24 protein-coding genes and 1 tRNA gene are annotated in these 23073 nt (G+C 67.8%); 17 read left to right on the forward strand and 8 right to left on the reverse strand.

What is annotated here, in order from left to right; genetic code table 11:
- Positions 1–2 precede the first annotated feature (2 nt).
- The gene (locus tag ASE34_RS08705) at positions 3–317 is read left to right on the forward strand and encodes a hypothetical protein (RefSeq protein WP_056278625.1); all 315 of its coding nucleotides are present in this window, start codon (positions 3–5) and stop codon (positions 315–317) included.
- Between the two features lie 3 nt (positions 318–320).
- Here the strand turns inward: ASE34_RS08705 and ASE34_RS08710 are convergent, their stop codons facing one another.
- Positions 321–884, reverse strand: a complete 564-nt coding sequence (locus tag ASE34_RS08710; protein ID WP_056279038.1) for a hypothetical protein — start codon at positions 882–884, stop codon at positions 321–323.
- Between the two features lie 21 nt (positions 885–905).
- Entirely contained in the window at positions 906–1703 is a 798-nt protein-coding gene (gene hisN, locus ASE34_RS08715; protein ID WP_056278626.1) for a histidinol-phosphatase, read from the reverse strand.
- Positions 1704–1848: 145 nt separating this feature from the next.
- Here hisN and ASE34_RS08720 point away from each other — a divergent pair.
- Positions 1849–1921, forward strand: a tRNA-Lys gene (locus ASE34_RS08720).
- Between the two features lie 110 nt (positions 1922–2031).
- Positions 2032–2442 (forward strand): protease inhibitor I42 family protein, encoded by a 411-nt coding sequence (locus ASE34_RS08725; RefSeq protein ID WP_157538163.1) that lies wholly within the window; start codon positions 2032–2034, stop codon positions 2440–2442.
- Between the two features lie 99 nt (positions 2443–2541).
- Here ASE34_RS08725 and ASE34_RS08730 read toward each other — a convergent pair whose 3' ends face one another.
- Genes ASE34_RS08730 through ASE34_RS08740 form a run of 3 tightly spaced genes read right to left on the reverse strand, consistent with a single transcriptional unit; the run spans position 2542 to position 5027 of the window.
- Positions 2542–3768 carry an MFS transporter gene (locus ASE34_RS08730; protein ID WP_056278628.1) on the reverse strand — a complete coding sequence of 409 codons (1227 nt, stop codon included), beginning with the start codon at positions 3766–3768 and terminating at the stop codon, positions 2542–2544.
- Entirely contained in the window at positions 3765–4202 is a 438-nt protein-coding gene (locus tag ASE34_RS08735; protein WP_056278629.1) for a MarR family winged helix-turn-helix transcriptional regulator, read from the reverse strand. The genes ASE34_RS08730 and ASE34_RS08735 overlap by 4 nt, the downstream gene beginning before the upstream one ends.
- A 39-nt stretch (positions 4203–4241) precedes the next feature.
- The gene (locus tag ASE34_RS08740) at positions 4242–5027 is read right to left on the reverse strand and encodes an IclR family transcriptional regulator (RefSeq protein WP_053095854.1); all 786 of its coding nucleotides are present in this window, start codon (positions 5025–5027) and stop codon (positions 4242–4244) included.
- A gap of 106 nt (positions 5028–5133) precedes the next feature.
- On the opposite strand from ASE34_RS08740, the gene ASE34_RS08745 reads away from it, so the two are divergent.
- The 3 genes from ASE34_RS08745 to ASE34_RS08755 are packed head-to-tail and all read left to right on the forward strand — an operon-like array spanning position 5134 to position 7785.
- Positions 5134–5907, forward strand: coding sequence for a CoA transferase subunit A (locus ASE34_RS08745; RefSeq protein WP_056279039.1), 774 nt, complete (start codon positions 5134–5136; stop codon positions 5905–5907).
- A gap of 1 nt (position 5908) precedes the next feature.
- Positions 5909–6559 (forward strand): CoA transferase subunit B, encoded by a 651-nt coding sequence (locus ASE34_RS08750; protein ID WP_187249537.1) that lies wholly within the window; start codon positions 5909–5911, stop codon positions 6557–6559.
- Positions 6560–6582: 23 nt separating this feature from the next.
- Positions 6583–7785, forward strand: a complete 1203-nt coding sequence (locus tag ASE34_RS08755) for an acetyl-CoA C-acetyltransferase (RefSeq protein WP_056279041.1) — start codon at positions 6583–6585, stop codon at positions 7783–7785.
- Between the two features lie 3 nt (positions 7786–7788).
- Here the strand turns inward: ASE34_RS08755 and ASE34_RS08760 are convergent, their stop codons facing one another.
- The gene (locus ASE34_RS08760; protein ID WP_053095855.1) at positions 7789–8070 is read right to left on the reverse strand and encodes a hypothetical protein; all 282 of its coding nucleotides are present in this window, start codon (positions 8068–8070) and stop codon (positions 7789–7791) included.
- A 237-nt stretch (positions 8071–8307) separates the two neighbouring features.
- On the opposite strand from ASE34_RS08760, the gene ASE34_RS08765 reads away from it, so the two are divergent.
- The 7 genes from ASE34_RS08765 to ilvC all read left to right on the forward strand — a co-directional run bounded on the left by ASE34_RS08765 (position 8308) and on the right by ilvC (position 17077).
- Positions 8308–9579, forward strand: a complete 1272-nt coding sequence (locus ASE34_RS08765) for an MFS transporter (RefSeq protein WP_082586575.1) — start codon at positions 8308–8310, stop codon at positions 9577–9579.
- Between the two features lie 51 nt (positions 9580–9630).
- Complete coding sequence (locus ASE34_RS08770; protein WP_056278630.1) at positions 9631–11040, forward strand: alpha,alpha-trehalose-phosphate synthase (UDP-forming); 1410 nt, start codon at positions 9631–9633, stop codon at positions 11038–11040.
- 63 nt (positions 11041–11103) lie between these two features.
- The gene (gene otsB, locus ASE34_RS08775) at positions 11104–11898 is read left to right on the forward strand and encodes a trehalose-phosphatase (protein ID WP_082586576.1); all 795 of its coding nucleotides are present in this window, start codon (positions 11104–11106) and stop codon (positions 11896–11898) included.
- 9 nt (positions 11899–11907) lie between these two features.
- A complete protein-coding gene (gene ilvD / locus ASE34_RS08780; protein WP_053095858.1) occupies positions 11908–13626 on the forward strand; it encodes a dihydroxy-acid dehydratase in 1719 nt (572 codons plus the stop codon).
- 61 nt (positions 13627–13687) lie between these two features.
- A complete protein-coding gene (locus tag ASE34_RS08785; RefSeq protein ID WP_053095859.1) occupies positions 13688–15490 on the forward strand; it encodes an acetolactate synthase large subunit in 1803 nt (600 codons plus the stop codon).
- 2 nt (positions 15491–15492) lie between these two features.
- Positions 15493–16002, forward strand: a complete 510-nt coding sequence (gene ilvN / locus ASE34_RS08790; protein WP_056278631.1) for an acetolactate synthase small subunit — start codon at positions 15493–15495, stop codon at positions 16000–16002.
- The gene (ilvC, locus tag ASE34_RS08795) at positions 15890–17077 is read left to right on the forward strand and encodes a ketol-acid reductoisomerase (RefSeq protein WP_268778156.1); all 1188 of its coding nucleotides are present in this window, start codon (positions 15890–15892) and stop codon (positions 17075–17077) included. Before ilvN ends, ilvC begins: the two co-directional genes overlap by 113 nt.
- A gap of 67 nt (positions 17078–17144) precedes the next feature.
- On the opposite strand, the gene ASE34_RS08800 is transcribed toward ilvC, so the two are convergent.
- Positions 17145–18074, reverse strand: coding sequence for a hypothetical protein (locus tag ASE34_RS08800; RefSeq protein WP_056278632.1), 930 nt, complete (start codon positions 18072–18074; stop codon positions 17145–17147).
- Positions 18075–18151: 77 nt separating this feature from the next.
- On the opposite strand from ASE34_RS08800, the gene ASE34_RS08805 reads away from it, so the two are divergent.
- From ASE34_RS08805 to serA, 3 genes are all read left to right on the forward strand, one after another.
- A complete protein-coding gene (locus ASE34_RS08805) occupies positions 18152–18673 on the forward strand; it encodes a hypothetical protein (RefSeq protein ID WP_056279044.1) in 522 nt (173 codons plus the stop codon).
- The gene (locus tag ASE34_RS08810) at positions 18670–19020 is read left to right on the forward strand and encodes a hypothetical protein (RefSeq protein WP_056278633.1); all 351 of its coding nucleotides are present in this window, start codon (positions 18670–18672) and stop codon (positions 19018–19020) included. The genes ASE34_RS08805 and ASE34_RS08810 overlap by 4 nt, the downstream gene beginning before the upstream one ends.
- Positions 19021–19134: 114 nt before the next feature.
- Complete coding sequence (serA, locus tag ASE34_RS08815) at positions 19135–20739, forward strand: phosphoglycerate dehydrogenase (protein WP_053095864.1); 1605 nt, start codon at positions 19135–19137, stop codon at positions 20737–20739.
- A gap of 72 nt (positions 20740–20811) precedes the next feature.
- On the opposite strand, the gene ASE34_RS08820 is transcribed toward serA, so the two are convergent.
- Positions 20812–21357, reverse strand: coding sequence for a TetR/AcrR family transcriptional regulator (locus tag ASE34_RS08820; RefSeq protein WP_053095865.1), 546 nt, complete (start codon positions 21355–21357; stop codon positions 20812–20814).
- Positions 21358–21469: 112 nt separating this feature from the next.
- Here ASE34_RS08820 and ASE34_RS08825 point away from each other — a divergent pair, with 112 nt between their 5' ends.
- Positions 21470–23005: an MFS transporter gene (locus ASE34_RS08825; protein ID WP_056278634.1), complete on the forward strand. Its 1536-nt coding sequence runs from the start codon at positions 21470–21472 to the stop codon at positions 23003–23005.
- Positions 23006–23073 lie beyond the last annotated feature (68 nt).

Consider the following 23073-nt stretch of genomic DNA (forward strand, 5'->3'; position numbering starts at 1 on the left):
GCATGGCAACGCTGTTCTATGGCGCGTCGGACGTTCCGATCCACATCGAGGATCGATCACTCGCGCATCTGAAGATCGTCATCGCGACCAAGCTCCGCCGTCAGGAGAGCTTCACCCTGTCATGGCGTCATCCCGAGGGAGAGCCCGGCGGACGATCCACCATCTGGATCCATCCGTCCATCCCGCTGCGCTTCACCTTCGACGAGCCGGAGCAGCCTCAGTTGAACCCGCGGTGGATCGACGATCTGATGCAGTCGGTGAACTCGACAGGCGGCATCCTCCTCGTCGACGAGGTGATCGATTCTCCGGTCGAGTGAGCGTCAGCCGGCCCACTCGATCAGGATGAGGCCCTGGCGCGTGTCCGCGAACTTCACCCAGCCGTCGCCGAACAGATACGTCATGCCGTAGCCGTCTTCGTCGGTGCCCATCGCGAACTGCGGGTTCTCGGTGATGTAGATGCCGTCGGGGCCGTCCTCGCGGGTCCAGCCCTCTCCGAGGAGGGAGGTCTGTGCAGCAGTGGCGTCTTCAGCGCTGATCGTCGACCACCCGTAGAGCTGACCGTGATCTGAGGCGACGCTGTAGTCGGCCCAGAAGCAGAGGAGCCCGTCGGCGAGCGTCACGCCACCCACCACGAACTCCTTCTCCTCGAAGGTCCAGCCCTGATCGGTGAGTGCCTGCACGGTTCCGGCCGAGACGATCGTGTCGCAGGCTGGCTCCACCGCCGCGGAGGGTGTGGGAGTGGCTGCCGGCTCCGCAGTCGCCGTGGGGGAGGGCTTCGGCGAGTCGGGCGTGGGCGACGGCGCGCCCTCGGGCGTCGCTGCGCAGGAGACGAGCGCGACGGTGAGCAGGAGCGCACCGAGTGCGGCGGAGGTGAAGCGGTTCATCGCGCGTGCCTTCATCGGGGGTCAGTCGTGCAGAAGTGCGAGGAACGCGTCGTGGAGGATGCCGTTGGTGGCGAGCGCCGAGAGGTCGGAGATCGTCTCTGCGCCGTCGAAACCGGTCATCCGACCGCCCGCCTCGCGCACGATCGGGACTGCGGCCGCGACGTCGTACTCCTTGACGCCGAATTCCGCGACCATGTCGATCCGCCCCTCGGCCAGGAGCATGTAGGCGTAGATGTCTCCGTAGGCACGGTCGCGCCATACCCGGTCGGCCAGCTTCAGCAGTTGGTCGAGGTGACCGGACTCAGCCCATTGGGTGATGCTCTGGAAGCTCACGCTCGCGTCATCGAGAGACGACACGGAGGATGCCGAGACCCGGCGCGGTTCGGCATCCGTCGCCGTCCATGCCCCTGACCCTGACGCCGCCCACCAGCGGCGTCCGATCGCGGGCATGCTGACCACTCCGACCTGCGGTACGCCGTCGACCGCGAGGGCGATCATCGTGCCCCACAGCGGCACTCCGCGGAGGAAGTTCGCGGTGCCGTCGATGGGATCGATGATCCACTGTCGATGGGTGCTGCCCTCAGCGCCGAACTCCTCGCCGAAGATGCCGTCATCGGGCCGTTCGGTCGACAGGATGGCGCGGATCGCCCGCTCGGTGGCGAGGTCCGCATCGGTGACATGAGAATTGTCCGCTTTGGTCGAGATCTCCAGGTCGGAGCTGTCGAACCGGGGGAGCGACTGCGCATCTGCGGCGTCGGCGAGTCGAAGGGCGAGTGCGAGGTCGCGAGAGAAGTCGTCGACGCGGGGGGAGGCGGTCACATCTCCAGGATAACCGCCCCGCCCGGGGGCCCGAGGGCTCGTGACACGGGGCGACACGCGCGGCGAACACGTGGGACCCGACTCGATTTCGCACCGCGGCGATCGGCTGGTAATGTAATTCCTCGGCCGGGGAATACCGCGCCACGCACCTCTAGCTCAATCGGCAGAGCAACTGACTCTTAATCAGTGGGTTCTCGGTTCAAGTCCGAGGGGGTGCACGGATCAGCCTCGATGACTCTCGCCAGTCATCGGGGCTTTTCTGCGTCGCGGTGATGCCGCCGACATCGCTTTCCGTGCGCTAGTTTGATGCAAACGCTAAGGGGTGGCGATGCGCGCACGGGTGAAGAGATTCGCAGTCGGAGCGATCGTGGCCGTCTGCAGTCTTCCGCTCACCGCATGCTCGGCTGGGCTCGAGACGAGCATCGACTACACGGCCTCCTCGGTGACGCTGGCCCCGGATGAGGCGCTCGTGGTCGACTTCGGTGACATCAATCCCACCGTCGGTGAGGAGTGGGTGCTGACGCGGGAGCCCGATCCGGCGGTTCTCGGACCGGGCGACGAGCGGTCGCGGTACCTGGGCGAGGAGGGTGAGACCGGAGCGCCGAGCGCGCTCACCTACCGCTTCGCGCCCGTGGGTGAGGGAACCACCGTGATCCAGTTCGAGTACCGATTCCGCGGCGCCGTTCCCGAGGACCTCGACGACCAGAAGACCGCGGAGATCACGGTCACCGTCAAGTAGGTCGATCAGGCGACTGCGATGACAGCGCCGCCGGTGGGCCTGCTGCGCTCTGAGAGCTCGCTCATCGCCCCACGGCATCGAACGCAGCAGGCTGGCGTGTCACCCGGCGTCGCCGAGCAGGATGGCCTGCGCGTCCTCGATCGCGGCGTCGTCGGGCTCGTCGTCGATGTGCGCGAGGATCTTCCTGCCGCAGAAGATCGTCGCCGCTGCGATGAGCACGGCGAGAGCGGCGACCAGATACGGGATCGTCGCGTTGAACGCGTGCCAGAGAGCCGCTGCGAGGGGCGGCGCGATGGCTCCGCCGAGGAACCTCACCGACGAGTACGCCGACGATGCGACCGAGCGGGGCAGGTCCGTCGCCTCCATCACCGCTTCGGTGAGCACGGTGTTCATCACACCCAGCAGCAGTCCGCCGATGACGATGCACACGACCAGCGCAGTGGCGGATTCGACCAGCAGGCCGGCGATGATCAGATCCACGGCGAGAAGCGGCAGGACGGTGAGGATCACGCTCGTGCGGGACATCCGGCGCATGAGCAGGGGAGCCACCCAGACGCTCGTGATGGCGAGGGCGAGGCCCCAGCCGAAGAACGTGAAGCCGATCCCCATGGCCCCGAAGCCCAGAGGGAACGGCGAGAACGCGAGCAGGATGAAGAAGCCGATGTTGTAGAAGAAGGCCGCGATCGCGAGAATCGCGAGCGCAGGACGACCCAGGGCCCTGAAGGGTGCCGAGAACGGGATGGGCGCGCGCTTGTCCTCGGGTCCGCGCAGAAGCACGAGCACGGCGAGGAAGGCGATCGCCATGAGCACCACCACTCCGAAGAACGGGGCGCGCCAGCTCTGCTCGCCCAGCAGGCCGCCCAGAAGCGGACCGATGGCGATACCGAGCCCGAGGGCTGCCTCGTAGAGGACGATCGCAGCTGAGCTGCCCCCCGACGCCGCGCCCACGATCGTCGCGAGAGCGGTGGAGATGAACAGCGCGTTGCCCAGACCCCATCCTGCGCGGAAGCCGATGACCGCGTCGACGCTGCCGCTGAGCGCGCAGAGCAGGGCGAACACCACGATGAGCGCCAGCCCGATCAGAAGCGTCTTCTTGGCGCCGATGCGGCTCGAGATCCAGCTGGTCACGAGCATCGCGAGACCGGTGACCGCGAGATAGCTCGTGAACAGGAGCTCCGTCTCGAACGGGGTCGCCTGCAGGGATTCCGCGATCGCGGGGAGGATGGGATCCACGAGTCCGATGCCCATGAATGCGACGACGCACGCGAAGGCGACGGCCCAGACCTGGGCTGGTTGCTTCCACACTGAGGTGGCGGGGGTGTTCACGCTGCTGCTCCTGTCGAGTCGGTGGTGGTGTGCGCCGCGAGGATCTCGGCGGCGCGCGTCAGGATGCTCCATTCGTCGCCGTCGAGGTCGGCGAAGCGAGGGGCGAGCGTGTCACGGAACTCTTCGCGCCATGACTGCAGCGCGTGGGACCCGGCCGCGGTGATGGCGACGGCCGTCGCGCGTGAGTCCTCGGCGACGGGGGAGCGAAGGACCAATCCCTCGCGCTCGAGATTCCCGATGAGCCGGGTCATCCCGGGCTGGGTCGTGCGTGCGGCTGCCGCGAGCTCTCCGACCCGCTTGGGCCCGGACTGCTCGAGCAGACTCAGCACCCGCCACTGCGCGGCAGGCGCATCATTGCCGGCGTCCTGTGCGGCGATCCGGCCGAGCGCATACCCGGAGAGCACGAGCGAGGGGATGACATCCTGACGATTCATACCAGAAAGTATATACCCACTGGTATGTATAAGTCCGGGTCAGCGCCGAGCCCCCGCGATCCGAGCCGAGAGCTGGTGCGCATGGGCGAGGAGCGTCCTGCCCAGCTCGCCGATCCGATCAGGGCCGAAGCGGAATCCCACGCCGGTCAGGCTCAAGGCCCATTCCGGTCGACCCGAGCGATCGAAGACCGCCGCGCCGAGACCCCAGCTGCCCTCCACGATCAGCCCCGGATTCACCGCATAGCCTCTCTCCTTCGTCTCGGCCAGCCGTGTTCGCAGAGGTGCGGCGCCGTGAGATCTGCCCCAATTGGCCTCGAGCTCCGGATGACGTTCCAGATAGGCGTCCACATCGTGGTCAGGGAGGAATGCCAGGATGGCGAGCCCGGCGCTTGCTACGCCGAGCGGAAACCGCACGCCCTCGCTCAGCACGAATGACCGGATCGGGAAGGAGCCCTCCTCGCGGACGAGGCACACCGTCTCATCGGCACGGCGCACCGAGAGGAAGGCGCTCTCCTCGGTCTTGACCGCGAGCGAGCGGACGATATCACGCCCCAGGGCAGTCACGTCGTAACGGGCTGCGGCGACGGATCCCATGAGATAGAGCTCCGGCCCGGGCATCCAGCGAGTGGAGGACTCGTCGCGGTCGACCAGACCCTCGGCGCGAAGTGCGGAGAGCAGGCGATGCGCGGTCGAGCGGGACAACCCGGCGGACGCGGACAGCTCCTGGAGCGACGCACCGTCGTGGCCGCTGGAGGTCACGAGCCTCAAGAGCTTCGCGGCGCGCGCGATCGCCTGCGTTCCGGGAATCGAGGCGGAGGGTTCCATAATGTGGACGCTATTCGTTGATGTGTCCACATCGCAAGAGTGTTCTTCCCTCGGGGATGCCGGAGAGCGGATGCTGAAGGAACGAGCGTCATTCGAAGGAGCATGCGTGATCGACAAACAGTGGGCGAGCGCCGAAGAAGCGGTCGCAGACATCGAGGACGGTGCGTCTCTCGCCGTCGGAGGATTCGGGCTCTCCGGGAATCCGACTGCGCTCATCGACGCACTGCTCGCCCGGGGCACGAGCGGGCTCAGCATCGTCAGCAACAACTGCGGAGTGGACGACTGGGGGCTCGGCATCCTGCTCGCCGCTCGCCGGATCCGCAAGATGACCTCGTCCTACGTCGGGGAGAACAAGGAGTTCGAACGGCAGTTCCTCTCCGGCGAACTCGAGCTCGAGCTGACACCGCAGGGAACCCTCGCCGAGAAGCTCAGGGCGGGAGGGTCTGGGATCGCCGCATTCTTCACCCAGACCGGCGTCGGCACGCAGGTCGCCGAGGGTGGGCTCCCGCGACGCTACAACCCCGACGGCAGCATCGCGGTGGCGTCTCCGGCGAAGGATGTTCGTACCTTCGACACCGCGGCAGGGCCGCGCGAGTATGTGCTCGAAGAGGCGATCACCACCGATTTCGCGCTGGTGCATGCGCTGGCGGGGGACAGGCACGGGAATCTGATCTTCAACAAGGCGGCGCGCAACTTCAACCCGCTCGCGGGGATGGCCGGACGAATCTGCATCGCGCAGGTGGAGCAGCTCGTCGAACCGGGGGAGCTGGATCCGGACCGCGTCCATCTGCCGGGTGTCTTCGTGCACCGCGTCGTCGAGGTCGGCACCGACATCCCGAAGCGCATCGAACGTCGAACCGTCACGCCGGAAGGAGTCTGACATGGCGCTCACACGCGATGAGATGGCCGCTCGCGCTGCCGCAGAGCTGCGGGACGGCTCCTATGTCAACCTCGGCATCGGGCTGCCCACGCTCGTGCCGAACCACGTGCCGGACGGGGTGACCGTCGTGCTGCAATCCGAGAACGGCATCCTCGGCGTCGGACCGTACCCGCACGAGGGCGCGGTGGATCCGGACCTGATCAACGCCGGCAAAGAGACCGTCACGGTGCTGGCCGGTGCCGCGTACTTCGACTCCGCGACGAGTTTCGGCATGATCAGAGGCGGCAAGATCGACGCGGCGATCCTCGGCGCCATGCAGGTGTCCGCCACCGGAGACCTCGCGAACTGGATGATCCCGGGCAAGATGGTGAAGGGACCCGGCGGCGCGATGGATCTCGTGCACGGTGCCGCGCGCGTCATCGTGCTGATGGAGCACACCGCGAAGGACGGATCGGCGAAGATCGTGCACGACTGCTCGCTTCCACTCACAGGCCGCGGGGTCGTCGATCGCATCATCACCGACCTGGCGGTGATCGACGTGACACCGGACGGTCTCTCGCTCGTCGAGCTCGCACCGGGCGTGACGGTGGAGCAGGTCGTGGCGGCGACGGAGCCGACACTCACGGTCCCCGAAGAACTGCACGACCGATGAACGCACAGAACGGAGAGGCGGAGATGAACGCCCCAGACCACTCGAGCGACGCGGACGTCGTGATCGTCGCCGCGGCACGCACTCCCCAGGGCCGCCTCAAGGGACAGCTGGCGAGCTTCAGCGCGCCGGAGCTCGGCGCATTCGCGATCCGAGGTGCCCTGGAACAGGGGTCCATCGATCCCTCGGACGTGGACGCCGTGATCGTCGGCCAGGTCCTCGCGGCCGGCTCGGGACAGAACGCAGCGAGACAGGCCGCGATCGGAGCCGGTATCGGCTGGGACGTTCCCGCCCATTCCGTGAACAAGGTGTGCCTCTCAGGTCTCACGGCGATCATCGACGCGGCTCGGATGATTCGGACGGGAGACGCGGCGGTCGTCGTCGCGGCGGGCATGGAATCCATGACCAGGGCTCCGCACCTGCTCATGGGGTCGCGGGACGGATGGACGTACGGCAGCGTGGAGGTGCTCGATCACATGGCCCACGACGGCCTCACCGACGCGTACGACAAAGAGAGCATGGGCGCGTCCACCGAGCGCCACAACGCCCGCTACGAGCTGACGCGCGGGGCTCAGGATCAGGTGGCGGCGCTGTCGCATCAGCGTGCTTCGGCGGCTCAGGCCGCCGGCGTCTTCGACGATGAGATCGTGTCCGTCGCCGTTCCCCAGCGGCGGGGGGAGTCGACGCTCGTCACCGCCGATGAGGGCATCAGGCCCGACACGACCGTCGAGTCTCTCGCGGGCCTTCGGGCGGCGTTCGCCGAGGGCGGCTCGATCACGGCCGGCAATTCGTCTCAGATCTCCGACGGAGCGTCGGCGGTCGTCGTGACGACCCGCGCCACGGCGGCGACCAGAGGCTGGCCGGTGCTCGTCACCGTCGGCGCCAGCGGGCAGACCGCAGGGCCGGACAACTCGCTGCAGGCGCAGCCCGCGCGGGCCATCGAACGCGCGTGCGAGAAGCAGGGCATCACGGCCGCAGACCTCGATGTCGTCGAGATCAACGAGGCCTTCGGAGCGGTCGTCGCCCGATCGCAGCTCGAGCTCGGGCTCTCCAGCGACATCGTGAACGTCCACGGCGGCGGCATCGCGATCGGTCATCCGATCGGCGCGTCAGGCACACGTCTGGTCGTCCACATGGCACACGAACTCGCTCGCAGAGGAAGCGGCGTCGCGGCTGTGGGGCTATGCGGAGGAGGCGGTCAGGGCGAGGCGCTGATCCTCACCCGCTGAGACTCAGCGCTTGATCGGCTTGACGCCCTCGGAGCGCTGCTTCTTGGCTTCCTTCTCGCGCTCCTTCTGCTGCTTGGCATAGACCGGCGAATCGGGCGACACGGGGCGACCCTGCTTCGCGCGGCGGGTGTCGATGACAGCGCCGATCGACAGCGCGAGCGTGATTCCCCAGCTCACCCACGCGAGGGCGGAGCGCCAGGTGATCTTGGTGTCGCGGGATCCGCGGAGCAGAGTGACGCCCGTCATGATCGCGCCGACGATTCCGGTGCCCGAGAGGTAGTTCATGACTTCACGCTACCTGTCGACGGCTGCGTCGCGCCCCGCCTTGACAACTCGGCGGGGAATCTGTCAGAGCCGTCCGTCGACGAGGCGGCCCGGGAACCCAGGCGTCGTCCCGCCGACCGCGCTACCATGGAAGGGTCGCGGCTGGTCCGCGGCCGCAATCCGTGTATCTACCGGCCGCCGGCTTCCCGGCGGACAGCGGCGGCACCCGACCCCGCGTCCGCGGACGCGCGAGAGCCCATGACACACGCAACTCCCATTCCCGAGCACCCTGCCCTGATCCCCGCGGCTGAGGAGCGAGGACTGCTCCGCATCGCGGGGCTCCCGTATTTCATCATCGCGTTCATCGCCCGGCTTCCGTTCGCGATGATGGTCGTCGGAGTGCTCACGGTCGTCGTTTCGGCGCGCGGTTCGCTCTCGCTCGGCGGACTCACCTCCGCGGCCGTCGGACTCGGCACAGCATGCTTCGGACCTCTGCTCGGCGCCGCCGCCGATCGGTTCGGACAGCGCATGGTGCTGCTGATCCTGGCGATCGCCAACGGGGCGATGCTGGTGCTCTTCACCGTCGTCGTCTACACGGGGGGAGCGGACGCGCTGGTGCTGATATCCGCGTTCGGCATCGGCGCCACCGCTCCGCAGGTCGCTCCGATGTCTCGATCCAGACTCGTGACGATGATCGCCGATCGGATGCCTGAGGCGGCGCGCACGCGCACCGTCTCGGGGACCATGGCGTATGAGTCCGCCGCCGATGAGACCGTGTTCGTGTTCGGGCCGTTCATCGTCGGCATCCTCGCCTCCGCCATCGCGCCGTGGGCCCCGCTCATCGGTGCGGCGGTGCTCACGGTCGTGTTCGTGGGCGCGTTCGCCCTGCATCCGAGCGCGCGTGTCGTCTCGGTGCATCGAGGCGAGGACGGGCGGGCGCCGTCGGCCGTGACCGAGCTCTTCAGCCCGCGTCTGCTGATCGTCGTCGTCGGCATCCTCGGCGTCGGCATGTTCTTCGGCACGATGCTCACATCGCTCACCTCCTTCATGGCGGACCGCGGCGCCGCAGAACAGGCAGGGCTCCTCTACGGCGTGATGGGTGTCGGGTCGGCGATTCTCGCGCTCGGCGTCGCGTGGCTCCCGGTGCGGTTCTCGCTCCGCGCGCGCTGGCTGCTGTTCGCCGGCATCCTGCTCGGCGGAAGCCTGCTGCTGCTCCTCGTCGACTCGCCGGCGACCATGATGATCGCTCTCGGGATCATGGGGATCGGCATCGGCCCGACCCTCGTCACGCAGTACAGCTTCGGGGCTGCGCGCAGCCCTCTGGGGCGCTCGGCGACGGTGATGACGATGCTCGGCTCGGGGATCGTCGTCGGCCAGTCCCTCGGCGCGGCCGTGGCGGGAGAGCTCGCCGAGAGCGCGGGAACGACCAGCGCTCTCGTGCTGCCGATCATCTCTGCGGCGATAGCCTTCGTCGCCGGGCTTGTCAACTGGTGGCTGAGCGGCACCCGACCTCGCGTAGCCTCGGTCTGAGCTTCTGTAGCCTGAGGAGCACCCCCACTGCATCGTCAGGAGCACTCACCCATGTCAGTCGCAGATTTCGTCGTCGTCGCCAACCGACTTCCCGTCGACCGGGTCGTGGGTCCTGACGGAGACGAGGAGTGGCGGACCTCCCCGGGCGGTCTGGTCGCCGCACTCGAGCCGATGATGCGCAGTGCGCGCGGAGCCTGGGTCGGGTGGGCCGGCCAGCCGGATGTCGAGCTGGATCGATTCGAGATCAACGGCATCGACCTGATCCCGGTGCCGCTCAGCGCCGAGGAGGTCGCCGACTACTACGAGGGCTTCGCGAACGACACGATCTGGCCGCTGTACCACGACGTCATCGCGCCGCCGCAGTACCACCGCGAATGGTGGGAGGCGTACGTCAAGGTCAACCGCCGTTTCGCGGAGGCAGCCGCCGACGTCGTCGCACAGGACGGCACCGTCTGGGTGCACGACTACCAGCTGCAGCTGGTGCCGCAGATGATCCGCGAACTGAGGCCCGATGTCACGATCGGCTACTTCCACCACATCCCGTTCCCTGCGCACGGGCTCTATGCCCAGCTCCCGTGGCGTGATCAGGTGCTCAAAGGCCTGCTCGGCGCTGATGTCATCGGCTTCCAGCGCGCACAGGACGCCACCTACTTCCTGACCGCTGTGCGCCGTCGTCTGCGTCACGAGGTGAAGGGGTCGGCGGTCACCATCCCGACCGAGGGGGGCGGCACGCGCACCGCCGTCGCTCGGGCCTTCCCGATCTCGATCGACACCGCTCCGTACCTCGAGCTCGCGGCACGCCCCGATGTCCGAGCGCGCGCGGCCGAGATCAGAGCGAGCCTCGGCAACCCGAAGAAGATCCTCCTGGGCGTGGACCGCCTCGACTACACCAAGGGCATCCGGCATCGCATCAAGGCGTACGGCGAGCTCCTCGAAGACGGCAAGCTGAGCGTCGACGACGTCACCTTCGTGCAGGTCGCGAGTCCGAGCCGAGAGCGTGTCGACGCGTACGTGCATCTTCGCGATGAGATCGAACTCGCGGTCGGGCGCATCAACGGCGATCACGACACCATGGGGCACACCGCCATCCGCTATCTGCACCAGGGCTACCCGCGCGAGGAGATGGTCGCACTGTACCTCGCCGCCGACGTCATGCTCGTGACCGCGCTGCGCGACGGCATGAACCTCGTCGCGAAGGAGTACGTCGCGACGCGGGCCGACAATCGCGGGGTGCTCGTGCTGAGCGAGTTCACGGGCGCCGCCGACGAGCTGCGGCAGGCGGTGCGCGTCAACCCGCACGACATCGCCGGGTTGAAGGACGCGATCATGACCGCGGTCACCATGACGCCCGCTGAGCAGGGCAAGCGGATGCGGTCGCTGCGACGTCGCGTGCTGGAGAACGACGTGAACGCGTGGTCGTCGTCGTTCCTGCGCGCACTCGCGGACGTCCGCGGACGCTGATCGGCCGGGTCGCACCGTTCCGCCGGGTCATACTGGGAGGACACCGCCTCGATTGGAGACACTGTGACCCGTAGCTGGACCCCCGGAGCCGCAGACCCGGCGCTGAGCGCCATCGCCGCCACACCCAGACTGATCGTCGCGCTGGACTTCGACGGCACGGCATCTCCGCTCGTCCCCGATCCGATGGCCGCCAGGGCTCTGCCCGAGGTCGCGGTGCAGGTCGCCCGTCTCGCGGGGCTCCCCGAGACGGTCGTCGCCTACGTCTCCGGGCGCAGCATGCACGACCTGCGGGTGATCACCGAGCACACGGATGACTCGCTGATCGCGCTGGCCGGATCGCACGGTGCGCAGTACTGGTATCCCGGAGTTGGCGCCAACGAGGCCGACGGCGACACCGCGGAGGGGTCGCGAGAGGAGCTGTGGGAGGCCGCGCGGCCGATCATCGATCGATACGAGGGAGCGGAGCTCGAGCCCAAGACCTTCGGAATGGGTGTGCACACCCGCACGGCCACACCGGAGGTCGAGAAGGCGGTGTTCGCCGAGATCGATGCACTCGTCGCGGAGCGCTTCCCGCACTGGCGACGCCGCTCGGGGCACCGTGTGCTCGAGTTCTCGTCGCGGAACGAGGGCAAGGATGCCGCGATGACCGCGCTGCGCGAGCATTTCGACGCCACCGCCATCCTTTTCGCCGGCGATGACGTCACGGACGAGGACGCCATGCGCGTGCTCAGCGGCGACGATCTCGGCGTCCGCGTGGGACCGGGGGAGAGCGCCGCCGAGCTTCGTGTGGAGAACCCACAACAGATCGCCCTGCTTCTGGAGGCGCTCGCGGACGAGCGCACCTCCCGGCGGGAATAGACTTCCGTCATGTCCTCGCATGATCCCTCCACCAGCGCGCCCATCGACATCAAGCCCCGCAGCCGCGTCGTCACCGACGGCATCGAGGCGACGACCTCCCGAGGCATGCTCCGTGCCGTCGGCATGGGCGACGCCGACTGGGACAAGCCCCAGATCGGCATCGCCTCCAGCTGGAACGAGATCACACCCTGCAACCTGAGCCTCGACCGGCTCGCGCAGGGTGCCAAGGAGGGCGTGCACTCCGGCGGCGGGTACCCGCTGCAGTTCGGGACGATCTCGGTCTCGGACGGCATCTCGATGGGCCACGAGGGCATGCACTTCTCGCTCGTGTCGCGCGAGGTCATCGCCGACTCGGTCGAGACCGTGATGATGGCCGAGCGACTCGACGGATCGGTGCTGCTCGCCGGATGCGACAAGTCGATCCCCGGAATGCTGATGGCCAGCGCCCGGCTCGACCTGTCGAGCGTGTTCCTCTACGCCGGCTCCATCGCACCGGGCTGGGTCAAGCTCTCGGACGGCACCGAGAAGGACGTCACGATCATCGACTCGTTCGAGGCCGTCGGCGCCTGCCGCGCGGGACTCATGAGCGAAGAGGACCTCAAGCGCATCGAATGCGCGATCGCACCGGGTGAGGGCGCCTGCGGTGGCATGTACACGGCGAACACGATGGCGTCGGTCGCCGAGGCCCTGGGCCTGAGCCTTCCCGGGTCTGCCGCTCCGCCCGCCGCAGATCGTCGTCGTGACTACTTCGCGCACCGTTCCGGCGAGGCCGTCGTCAACCTGCTCCGCCAGGGCATCACGACCCGCGACATCCTCACCAAGGAGGCGTTCGAGAACGCGATCGCCCTCGCGATGGCCCTGGGCGGTTCGACCAATGTCGTGCTGCATCTGCTCGCGATCGCGCGCGAGGCCGAGGTCGAGCTGAGCCTGCACGACTTCAACCGCATCGGCGACAAGGTGCCGCACGTCGCGGACATGAAGCCGTTCGGCAAGTACGTCATGAACGACGTCGACCGCCACGGCGGCATCCCCGTGATCATGAAGGCGATGCTCGACGAGGGCCTGCTGCACGGTGACGCGCTCACCGTGACGGGCAAGACGCTCGCCGAGAACCTCGCGGACCTCGACCCGCAGCCCATCGACGGCGAGGTCATCCACACCTTCGACAACCCGATCCACGCGACCGGTGGCCTGACGATCCTGCACGGGTCGCTCGCGCCCGAGGGTGCCGTCGTGAAGACCGCAGGCTTCGACGCGGCCGTCTTCGAGGGCTCCGCCCGGGTGTTCGAGCGCGAGCGCGCGGCCATGGACGCCGTGGCCAACGGCGAGATCGAGGCGGGCACCGTCATCGTCATCCGCTACGAGGGTCCGAAGGGCGGACCCGGTATGCGCGAGATGCTCGCCATCACCGCGGCCATCAAGGGCGCGGGGCTCGGAAAAGATGTACTACTCTTGACTGACGGACGATTCTCAGGCGGCACAACCGGCCTGTGCATCGGCCACATAGCACCCGAAGCGGTGGACGCAGGTCCTATCGCCTTCGTGCGCGATGGTGATCTGATACGGGTCGATATCGCAGCTCGCTCTCTCGACCTACTCGTCGACGAGGCGGAGCTCGCCTCCCGCCGCTCTGGCTGGGAGCCGCTACCCCCGCGCTATACCCGTGGCGTTCTTGCCAAGTACTCGCGTCTCGTGCGGTCCGCCGCCGAGGGCGCGACGACCGGCTGATCCGCGTCGGTTCCGGCATCCCAGCCTCCGACGTCGCCAACAGACCATCAGAAGGAGTGTCATGACTGCTGACACCGTCTCGGCTGTGCCGAGGCCGCCCGCACCCAAGTCCGCCGCACCGGAGATCTCCGGAGCCGAGGCCGTGGTCCGCACGCTCGAGCTCCTCGGCGTCAAGGACGTCTTCGGTCTTCCCGGAGGAGCGATCCTCCCGGTCTACGACCCGCTGATGGACGCCGCCGAGCTGCGGCACATCCTCGTGCGGCACGAACAGGGAGCGGGACACGCCGCCGAAGGCTACGCGTCGTCCTCGGGCAAGGTCGGCGTCTGCATCGCGACGTCGGGTCCCGGTGCGACCAACCTCGTGACCGCGATCGCCGACGCCTACATGGACTCGGTGCCGCTGCTCGCGATCACCGGGCAGGTGTTCTCGACGCTGATGGGCACTGACGCGTTCCAGGAGGCCGACATCGTCGGCATCACGATGCCGGTCACGAAGCACTCGTTCCTCGTGAAGGATGCGTCGGAGATCCCGGGCGCCATCGCGGCGGCCTATGAGATCGCCTCGACCGGCCGACCGGGTCCGGTGCTCGTCGACATCACGAAGGACGCCCAGCAGGCGATGGCGCCGTTCGTCTGGCCTCCCAAGTACGACCTGCCCGGATACCGCCCCGTGACCAAAGCGCACGGCAAGCAGATCCAGGCGGCGGCGGCCCTTCTGGCCGAGGCCAAGAAGCCGGTGCTGTACGTCGGCGGCGGTGTGATCCGCGGTCGCGCGTCTGCCGAGCTGCTCGCCCTCGCCGAGACCACGAATGCGCCCGTCGTGACCACACTCATGGCTCGCGGCGCATTCCCCGACTCCCACCAGCAGCACCTCGGCATGCCGGGCATGCACGGCACCGTTCCGGCGGTGCTGGCGCTGCAGGAGGCCGACCTGATCGTGTCCCTCGGGGCGCGGTTCGACGACCGCGTGACCGGCAAGGCCGCGCTCTTCGCGCCGAACGCCAAGGTCGTGCACGTCGACATCGATCCGGCCGAGATCTCGAAGATCCGCACCGCAGACGTGCCGATCGTGGGCGACGTCCGCGACGTGCTGGTCGATCTCGAGTCGGCGTTCCGCACCGCGATCACCACCACGACCCCTGATACCGAGGAGTGGTGGTCGTACCTCGACGGGCTGCGCAACGAGTTCCCGCTCGGGTACGCGCCGACGACCGACGGCCTCCTCGCTCCGCAGTACGTGATCCAGCGGATCGGTGAGCTGACCGGGCCGGAGGGCATCTACGCCGCGGGCGTGGGACAGCACCAGATGTGGGCTGCGCAGTTCATCAAGTACGAGCGCCCCAACGCCTGGCTGAACTCCGGGGGCGCAGGAACCATGGGCTACTCGGTTCCCGCTGCGATGGGCGCGAAGGTCGCCGAGCCCGACCGTGTGGTGTGGGCGATCGACGGTGACGGCTGCTTCCAGATGACCAATCAGGAGCTCGCCACCTGCACGATCAACAACATCCCGATCAAGGTCGCGATCATCAACAACTCGTCGCTGGGCATGGTGCGCCAGTGGCAGACGCTGTTCTACGACGGCCGCCACTCGAACACCGACCTCAACACCGGTCACGGCACCGTCCGCATCCCCGACTTCGTGAAGCTCGCGGAGGCATATGGCTGCCTCGCGATCCGCGTGGAGAAGGAGGAGGAGGTGGACGCGGCGATCAAGCTCGCCCTCGAGACGAACGACCGTCCCGTCGTCATCGACTTCGTCGTCAGCGCCGATTCGATGGTGTGGCCGATGGTTCCCCAGGGCGTGAGCAACAGCTACGTCCAGTACGCCCGCGAGCACGCGCCCGCATTCGACGAGGAGGACTGACCATGTCGACTCACGTGCTGAGCCTCCTCGTGGAGAACACCCCCGGCCTGCTGACCCGAGTCGCGGGACTGTTCGCACGCCGTGGCTTCAACATCGACTCTCTCGCGGTGGGCGTGACCGAGGTGCCTGGCATCTCGCGCATCACGGTCGTCGTCGATCTCGAGGATCTTCCTCTCGAGCAGGTGACCAAGCAGCTCAACAAGCTGATCAACGTCATCAAGATCGTCGAGCTCGACTTCCCGACCTCGGTGCAGCGCGAGCACATGCTCGTCAAGGTGCGCACCGACAACGCGACCAGGTCGAACGTCATCGAGGTGGCGAACCTGTTCCGCGCGTCTGTGGTGGACTACGCCTCCGACGCGCTGGTGATCGAGGTCACCGGTGACCGGGGCAAGGTCGATGCCATGCTCCGCGCCCTCGAGCCTTTCGGAATCAAGGAGATCGCGCAGTCGGGCCTCCTCGCCATCGGCCGCGGCGGCAAGAGCATCACCGAGCGCGTCCTGCGCGGCTGACCAGATTTCACACACGTACACGAACATCAATCAAGGAGAGAAACCAGTGAGCACCGAGATCTTCTACGACGCAGACGCCGATCTGTCGATCATCCAGGGCAAGAAGGTCGCGATCGTCGGCTACGGCTCGCAGGGTCACGCGCACGCGCAGAACCTTCGCGACTCGGGTGTCGAGGTCGCCATCGCCCTCAAGGAGGGGTCGAAGTCGGCGCCGAAGGCGGAAGAGGCCGGATTCGCGGTCAAGACCGTCGCCGACGCGACGCAGTGGGCCGACCTCATCATGATCCTCGCGCCGGACCAGCACCAGCGCACGATCTACAGCGAGTCGATCGCACCGAACCTCACCGAGGGCAAGACGCTCGCCTTCGCGCACGGCTTCAACATCCGCTTCGGCTACATCGATGCTCCTGAGGGCGTCGACGTGATCCTCGTCGCCCCGAAGGCTCCGGGTCACACGGTCCGTCGCGAGTTCGTCGCCGGCCGTGGAATCCCCGACATCATCGCCGTCGAGCGGGACGCATCGGGCAACGCGTGGGCCACGGCGCTCTCGTACGCGAAGGCCATCGGCGGCACCCGTGCCGGCGTCATCAAGACGACCTTCACCGAAGAGACCGAGACCGACCTGTTCGGCGAGCAGGCCGTGCTGTGCGGTGGCGTCAGCCACCTCGTGCAGGCCGGCTTCGAGACGCTCACCGAAGCGGGATACCAGCCGCAGATCGCGTACTTCGAGGTGCTGCACGAGCTGAAGCTCATCGTCGACCTCATGTGGGAGGGCGGCATCGCGAAGCAGCGTTGGTCGGTCTCCGACACTGCTGAGTACGGCGACTACGTCTCGGGTCCCCGCGTCGTGACCCCCGAGGTCAAGGAGTCGATGAAGGCGATCCTCGCGGACATCCAGAACGGCAACTTCGCGAAGCGCTTCATCGACGACCAGGACAACGGCGCCGAGGAGTTCCTGGCACTGCGTGCCAAGGAGGAGACGCACCCGATCGAGGCCACCGGCAAGGAGCTGCGCTCGCTCTTCGCATGGAAGCAGCAGGACGAAGACTACGTCGACGGCAGCGCTGCGCGCTGATCTGAGACGGTCGAAGAGAAGGGGCCCGGTGCGGATCGCACCGGGCCCCTTCTCGCGGTTCTGCGGGTCACTCCGCCGGAGCCTCCTCGACCTCGATCGGGGCGTCGGCGGGGTCGGCCCATACCGGCGCGGGCAGAAGAGTGTCGACCGCTCCGCCCTGGATCTCGCGCAACGCGTCCTCGATCTCGTCGGCGTTCTCGGGCACGGCGAGACCGCAGGTGCGCAGCTCGGAGGCGAACTTCAGCGTGAGGCGGCTCTTGCCGGCCTCCACGGCCTCAGCCGTGGTGCCGGTGCGCTTCTCGCTGCCGGTCTGGATGTCGGAGACCTCATCGCACACGTGGTAGACCGCACCGCCGTCGACCCACACGACCTCGTCCTTTCCGAGCATCAGGATGACCGCCGACTGGTCGGCCGTGTACTTCTCGACGGACGGCGGGTTGAAGTCGACACCGATCACCGTGGCGAGCAGGGCGAGGACCACGCCGACGATGCCGGCCGTCGTCTTCTGCCCCTTGCTCATGTCCTTGTTGAGGAAGATCAGGATCACCAGGGGGAGGAAGGCCACGATCGCGATGATCGCGCCGAGCTGGTTCTGCACGAAGAAGCGCACGGTCTCGGATCGGCGCGCGGGGTCGAGCCTGTTGGCCTTCTTCCAGAGCACCGAGCCGGTGATCGCGAGCGCGGCGATGACCACGAGCAGGACGAGAAGCGTGACGAACGCCCACTGCGGGAACTGCGCCGTGACGCCCTGCTCCTCCAGGAGGCCCGTGTCGGGGTCGCGCACGAGCGTGCCGTCCTCGCCGACGTACTCGCGCTGGCGGAGCAGCCAGAAGATCGACACCGCCTCGGCCGCGATGGCGAGACCCCACAGGACCGCGGCGATCCAGCGGAAGGTCGTCGCCCGCGACTTCGCCGTGGCTGTCGGCTTCCATCCCGCGGCGGGCTCGTCGGCTCCGCCCGGTGTGCTCTGGTCGACCCTGTCGTTCTGCTCGGCCACTGGCTTCCCTTCCGGAGAGGGCCGCGGTGGCCCAGATGCCCCCGAGCATAGTGGACGACGTGTCCTACGCTGGGGACATGACTTCCGACTCCGACGATGCCCTGAGCTGGGACGGCGACGACGGCGTCGCGCCGAAGGCGCGCACTCCGAAGCGCTCTGAGAGCGAGGCGTCCACCCAGCGGGATCACGCCGATGATGCGGCGCTGCCGGACGGCTGGAACGCCGTTGGCCGCGGCAGCGAGGCCGTCGGTCGCGTCGAGACCGACGGCACCGTCACGATGCCGGACGAGCAGGAATCAGCACACCTGAGCACCGCGATGCTGCTGACCCTCGGGGTCGTCGGCGGCGTGTACCTCCTGTACAGCATCGGCTGGGTCGTCGGAGGGCTGCGGCTGAAGCCGCTGGCCAATCTGATCGTGGCCGATGCCATGTACGTGCCGTGGTTCGTGCTCGCGGTCGCGGCGCCCGCGCTCTGGTTCCTCGCGGTGTGGGTCTTGACCCGTGCGAAGGCGACGTGGGTCCGGGTCGGACTGCTGCTGCTCGGAGTCGTGCTGCTCGTGCCCTGGCCTTTCGTGACGGTGGGGGTGATCGGATCATGACCGAGCAGTCGACCTCTCCGGCGACCTCCGCCTCCCCGCGGTGGCTCAATGCACTCGTGCTCGGAGTCGCAGGACTCTTCTACGCCTATGCGATCTGGAATGCCGTCGCTCATCTCGTCTCCATGGCCCAGAGCGGACTCACCGGCATCGGCTGGGTGACCCTTCTCTTCGGAGTGGTGTTCCCGGCGCTCGTCTTCGTGTTCGCGTACGTGATCGGGCGACGGCGACGCGCGGGCGAGCTCGCTCTGGTGCTGCTGGCGGGTCTCGGCGTCGTGGCGGTGTTCTGGCTGAGCCTGATCGGCTACAGCATCCTCAACATGTCCGATCTCGTGACCGTCGCCCTCTGACAGACGGCGTCACACGGCACGGAGCAGCGGAGCCGCTCGGGTACAGTTGAAGTGATCGCGCCCCCACGGTGTGCGGCGCATCGGCCCCCTGTCGCGCTGCCCCGAAGGATCCCTGTGCCGAAGCCCGTCGTGCTCATCGCTGAAGTTCTCTCTCCCGCCACGATCGAGGCCCTCGGCCCCGACTTCGACGTTCGCAACGTCGACGGCACCGACCGCGAAGCGCTGTTCGCCTCGCTCGCGGATGCCGATGCGGTGCTCATCCGTTCGGCGACGCACATCGACGAAGAGGCGCTCACCCACGCTCCGAAGCTCAAGGTCGTCGCCCGCGCGGGCGTCGGGCTCGACAACGTCGACATCAAGGCAGCCACCGCAGCGGGTGTCATGGTGGTCAACGCGCCGACCTCGAACATCGTCTCGGCCGCCGAGCTGACCGTCGGCCACATCCTCAGCCTCGCCCGTCGCATCCCCGCCGCACACGCATCGCTCGCGGCCGGTCAGTGGAAGCGCAGCTCGTTCACGGGAGCCGAGCTCTTCGAGAAGACGGTCGGCATCGTCGGCCTCGGACGCATCGGAGCTCTCGTCGCCGCGCGCCTCGCCGCGTTCGACATGCGCGTCGTCGCTTACGACCCCTACGTCACCTCGGCCCGCGCGCAGCAGCTCGGTGTCCAGCTCCTCTCGCTCGACGAGCTCGTCGCAGAGGCGGACTTCCTCACGATCCACATGCCGAAGACGCCGGAGACGACCGGCATGATCGGTGCCGAGCAGTTCACGGCCATGAAGCCCACGGCCTTCGTCGTCAACGTCGCCCGCGGTGGCCTCATCGACGAGGAAGCGCTGCACGCGGCCCTCGTCGCCGGTGAGATCGCGGGTGCGGGTCTCGACGTCTTCACCTCCGAGCCCCCGGCCGAGGGCGGAACTGCTCGTCCGCTGCTCGACCTCCCGAACGTCGTCGTCACTCCGCACCTGGGTGCCAGCACGGAGGAGGCGCAGGAGAAGGCCGGAGTCTCGGTCGCGCGTTCCGTGCGCCTCGCGCTCGGCGGCGACCTCGTTCCCGATGCGGTCAACGTGGCCGGGGGAGTCATCGACCCGTATGTGCGCCCCGGCATCTCGCTCGTCGAGAAGCTCGGCCAGATCTTCGCGGCGCTCGCGACGTCGCCTCTCACGAGCCTCGATGTCGAGGTGCACGGCGAGCTCAACGACTACGACGTGAGCGTGCTGAAGCTCGCCGCGCTCAAGGGCGTCTTCACGAACATCGTCAGCGAGACCGTGTCGTACGTCAACGCACCGCTGCTCGCCGACCAGCGCGGTATCGCGGTCCGTCTGCTCAAGGACGACGTGAGCGACGAGTACCGCAACGTCATCACTCTGGCCGGAGCGCTCTCGGACGGCACGCAGCTGTCGGTGTCGGGCACCCTCACGGGCCCCAAGCAGGCCGAGAAGCTGGTCGCCATCAATGACCACGCCCTCGAGCTGCCGATCGAGAAGCACCACGTCGTGATGCTCTACACCGACCGTCCCGGCATCGTCGCGGTCTACGGTCAGAAGTTCGGCGAGGCCGGTATCAACATCGCAGGCATGCAGATCTCGCGCCTGGGGGCGGGCGATCAGGCGCTCAGCGTTCTCACCCTCGACTCGCCGGTCTCGGACGATCTGCTCGACGACCTGCGCAACGAGATCGACGCGGACCTGTTCCGTCAGATCGAGATCACCGAGGTCTGATCGCAGGGGAGACTCCGACAGAGCGGGAGGAGCGGCCGGGAGGTCGCTCCTCCCGCTCTGTCGTTCCCGGCCTCAGGGAGCGGTGGCGCGCAGCACGAGCGCGATCAGGTCGGACAGCTCGTCACTTCTCGGCACCAGGCGTTCGGGACCGTGCACATCGAGCGAGTTGTTGAAATACAGGCCGTCACTGAGCAGCATCACGAGATCGAGGCTCGCGGCATCCCGCACATGAGGACGGATCGTGTCCTCCCAGCGGTCGCGGTTGCGTCGCAGCGCGTCGGCAGCGGGTGCCGAGCCGCCTTGGGCCAGGCGGGTGGCGGCGATGAGGACGCGGTCCAGCGCGTCGTCCTCCATCACGGAGGTGCGCACGTAGTACGCGACGGGGCCCTCTTCGGCCGAGGTCATCCGCTCGAGATCCAGAGTGGTGAGCGCATCGAGGCGCTCGATGAGGCCCGCTGCCAGCTCGTCCTTCGAGCCGAAGTGATAGAGGAGGCCGCCCTTCGACACGCCGGCGGCCTTCGCTGTCGCATCCAAAGTGGCCGCCCGCTCACCGTCTTCGATGACGATCGATTCGAAGGCGTCCAGGACGCGTTCGCGGGCGAGGGGAGGTCGGGGCATCGGGGATCCTCTGTTCGTCTCGATTCACAGTAGCGCGGCCGTATGACGATTCTGTTACTATACCATCTGGACGGTTTAGTAACGATACCGTCGTGATCCTGAGAGGTGTTCCATGACCCGTACTGCGTCGATCCCGACGACAGAGACGGATGCTCCCCGCGTCGGCGCCCGTGGCTGGGCGGCACTCGTCGTCCTCATGCTGCCGGTGCTCCTGGTGTCGGTGGACAACACGGTGCTGAGCTTCGCACTGCCCGAGATCTCCATCGCGCTCGCGCCCACCGGAGCGGAGCAGCTGTGGATCATCGATGTGTATCCGCTCGTGCTCGCCGGGCTGCTCGTGACCATGGGCACACTCGGAGACCGCTTCGGGCGTCGTCGGATGCTGCTGATCGGCGCGACCGGCTTCGCGGCCGTGTCGGCACTCGCTGCGTTCGCCCCCACGGCAGGTCTTCTCATCGCCGCGCGAGCGATGCTCGGCTTCTTCGGTGCGATGCTGATGCCGTCGACCCTCTCGCTGCTGCGCTCGATCTTCACGAACCGCGATCAGCGGCGACTCGCCATCGCGGTCTGGGCGTCGGCGTTCTCCGCGGGCTCGGCCCTCGGCCCGATCGTCGGCGGCTTCCTGCTCGAGCACTTCGACTGGGGCTCGGTCTTCCTGATCGCCGTGCCCGTGCTGATCCCGCTCCTCATCGCGGCGCCGCTGCTCGTTCCCGAAAGCCGCGACCCGCACCCCGGACGCATCGACATCGTCAGCATCATGCTCTCGATGGCAGCGATGATCCCGGTCGTCTACGCGATCAAGTCGCTCGCCGTCGACGGCCCCAGCCTCACTGCGGGGGCGTGGGCGCTGCTCGGCATCGTGATGGGGTATCTCTTCGTGCGGCGTCAGCTCGCTGCCGAGGTCCCGATGCTCGACATGCAGCTGTTCCGCCGGGGCTCCTTCTCGGGGGCGATCCTCGTGAACCTCCTGAGCGTCGTGGCGCTCGTGGGCTTCCTCTACTTCGTGTCGCAGCACCTGCAGCTCGTCCTCGGTCTCTCGCCGATGACGGCCGGCGCAGCGCTCGTGCCCGGAATGGCCGCGATGATCGTCGCCGGCCTCTCGGTCGTGCCGATCTCACGGCGAGTGCCACCGCACGTGCTCGTGCCCGCCGGTCTCGCGTTCTCTGTGGCCGGCTACCTCCTGGTCGCGTTCACGACGGCGGATCACGGCGTCGCTCCGCTGATCATCGCCTTCGTGGTGCTGGGCATCGGCATCGGGGCGGCGGAGACGATCTCGAATGAGCTGATCCTGTCCAGTGCTCCGGCCGAGAAGGCGGGCGCGGCCAGCGCCGTCTCCGAGACCGCCTACGAGCTGGGAGCGGTGCTCGGCACCGCCGTCCTCGGCGGCCTGATCACCGCGTTCTACCGCGGGGCGCTGGTGATTCCCTCCGGCATCCCAGCGGAGGCGGCGCACGCCGCGACGGAGACGCTGGCCGGCGCCTACACTGCCGCGAAGGATCTGCCCGCGCAGCTCGGAGACGCGCTGTGGGATGCGGCTGCCGCCGCCTTCGGATCGGGTGTCCTGGTGACCTCGCTGATCGGCGCGGGCCTGGTGATCGTGGCCGGGGTGATCGCCGCCGTCACACTGCGCAAGGCGCCCTCGCACTGACCAGTACGCTGGGAGGACCGGCCCGCTCGGCATGCATCCGAGCGTCGGCCGGTCCATCCCGATGCAAG

Source organism: Microbacterium sp. Root280D1, from assembly GCF_001428975.1.
Lineage (GTDB): Bacteria > Actinomycetota > Actinomycetes > Actinomycetales > Microbacteriaceae > Microbacterium.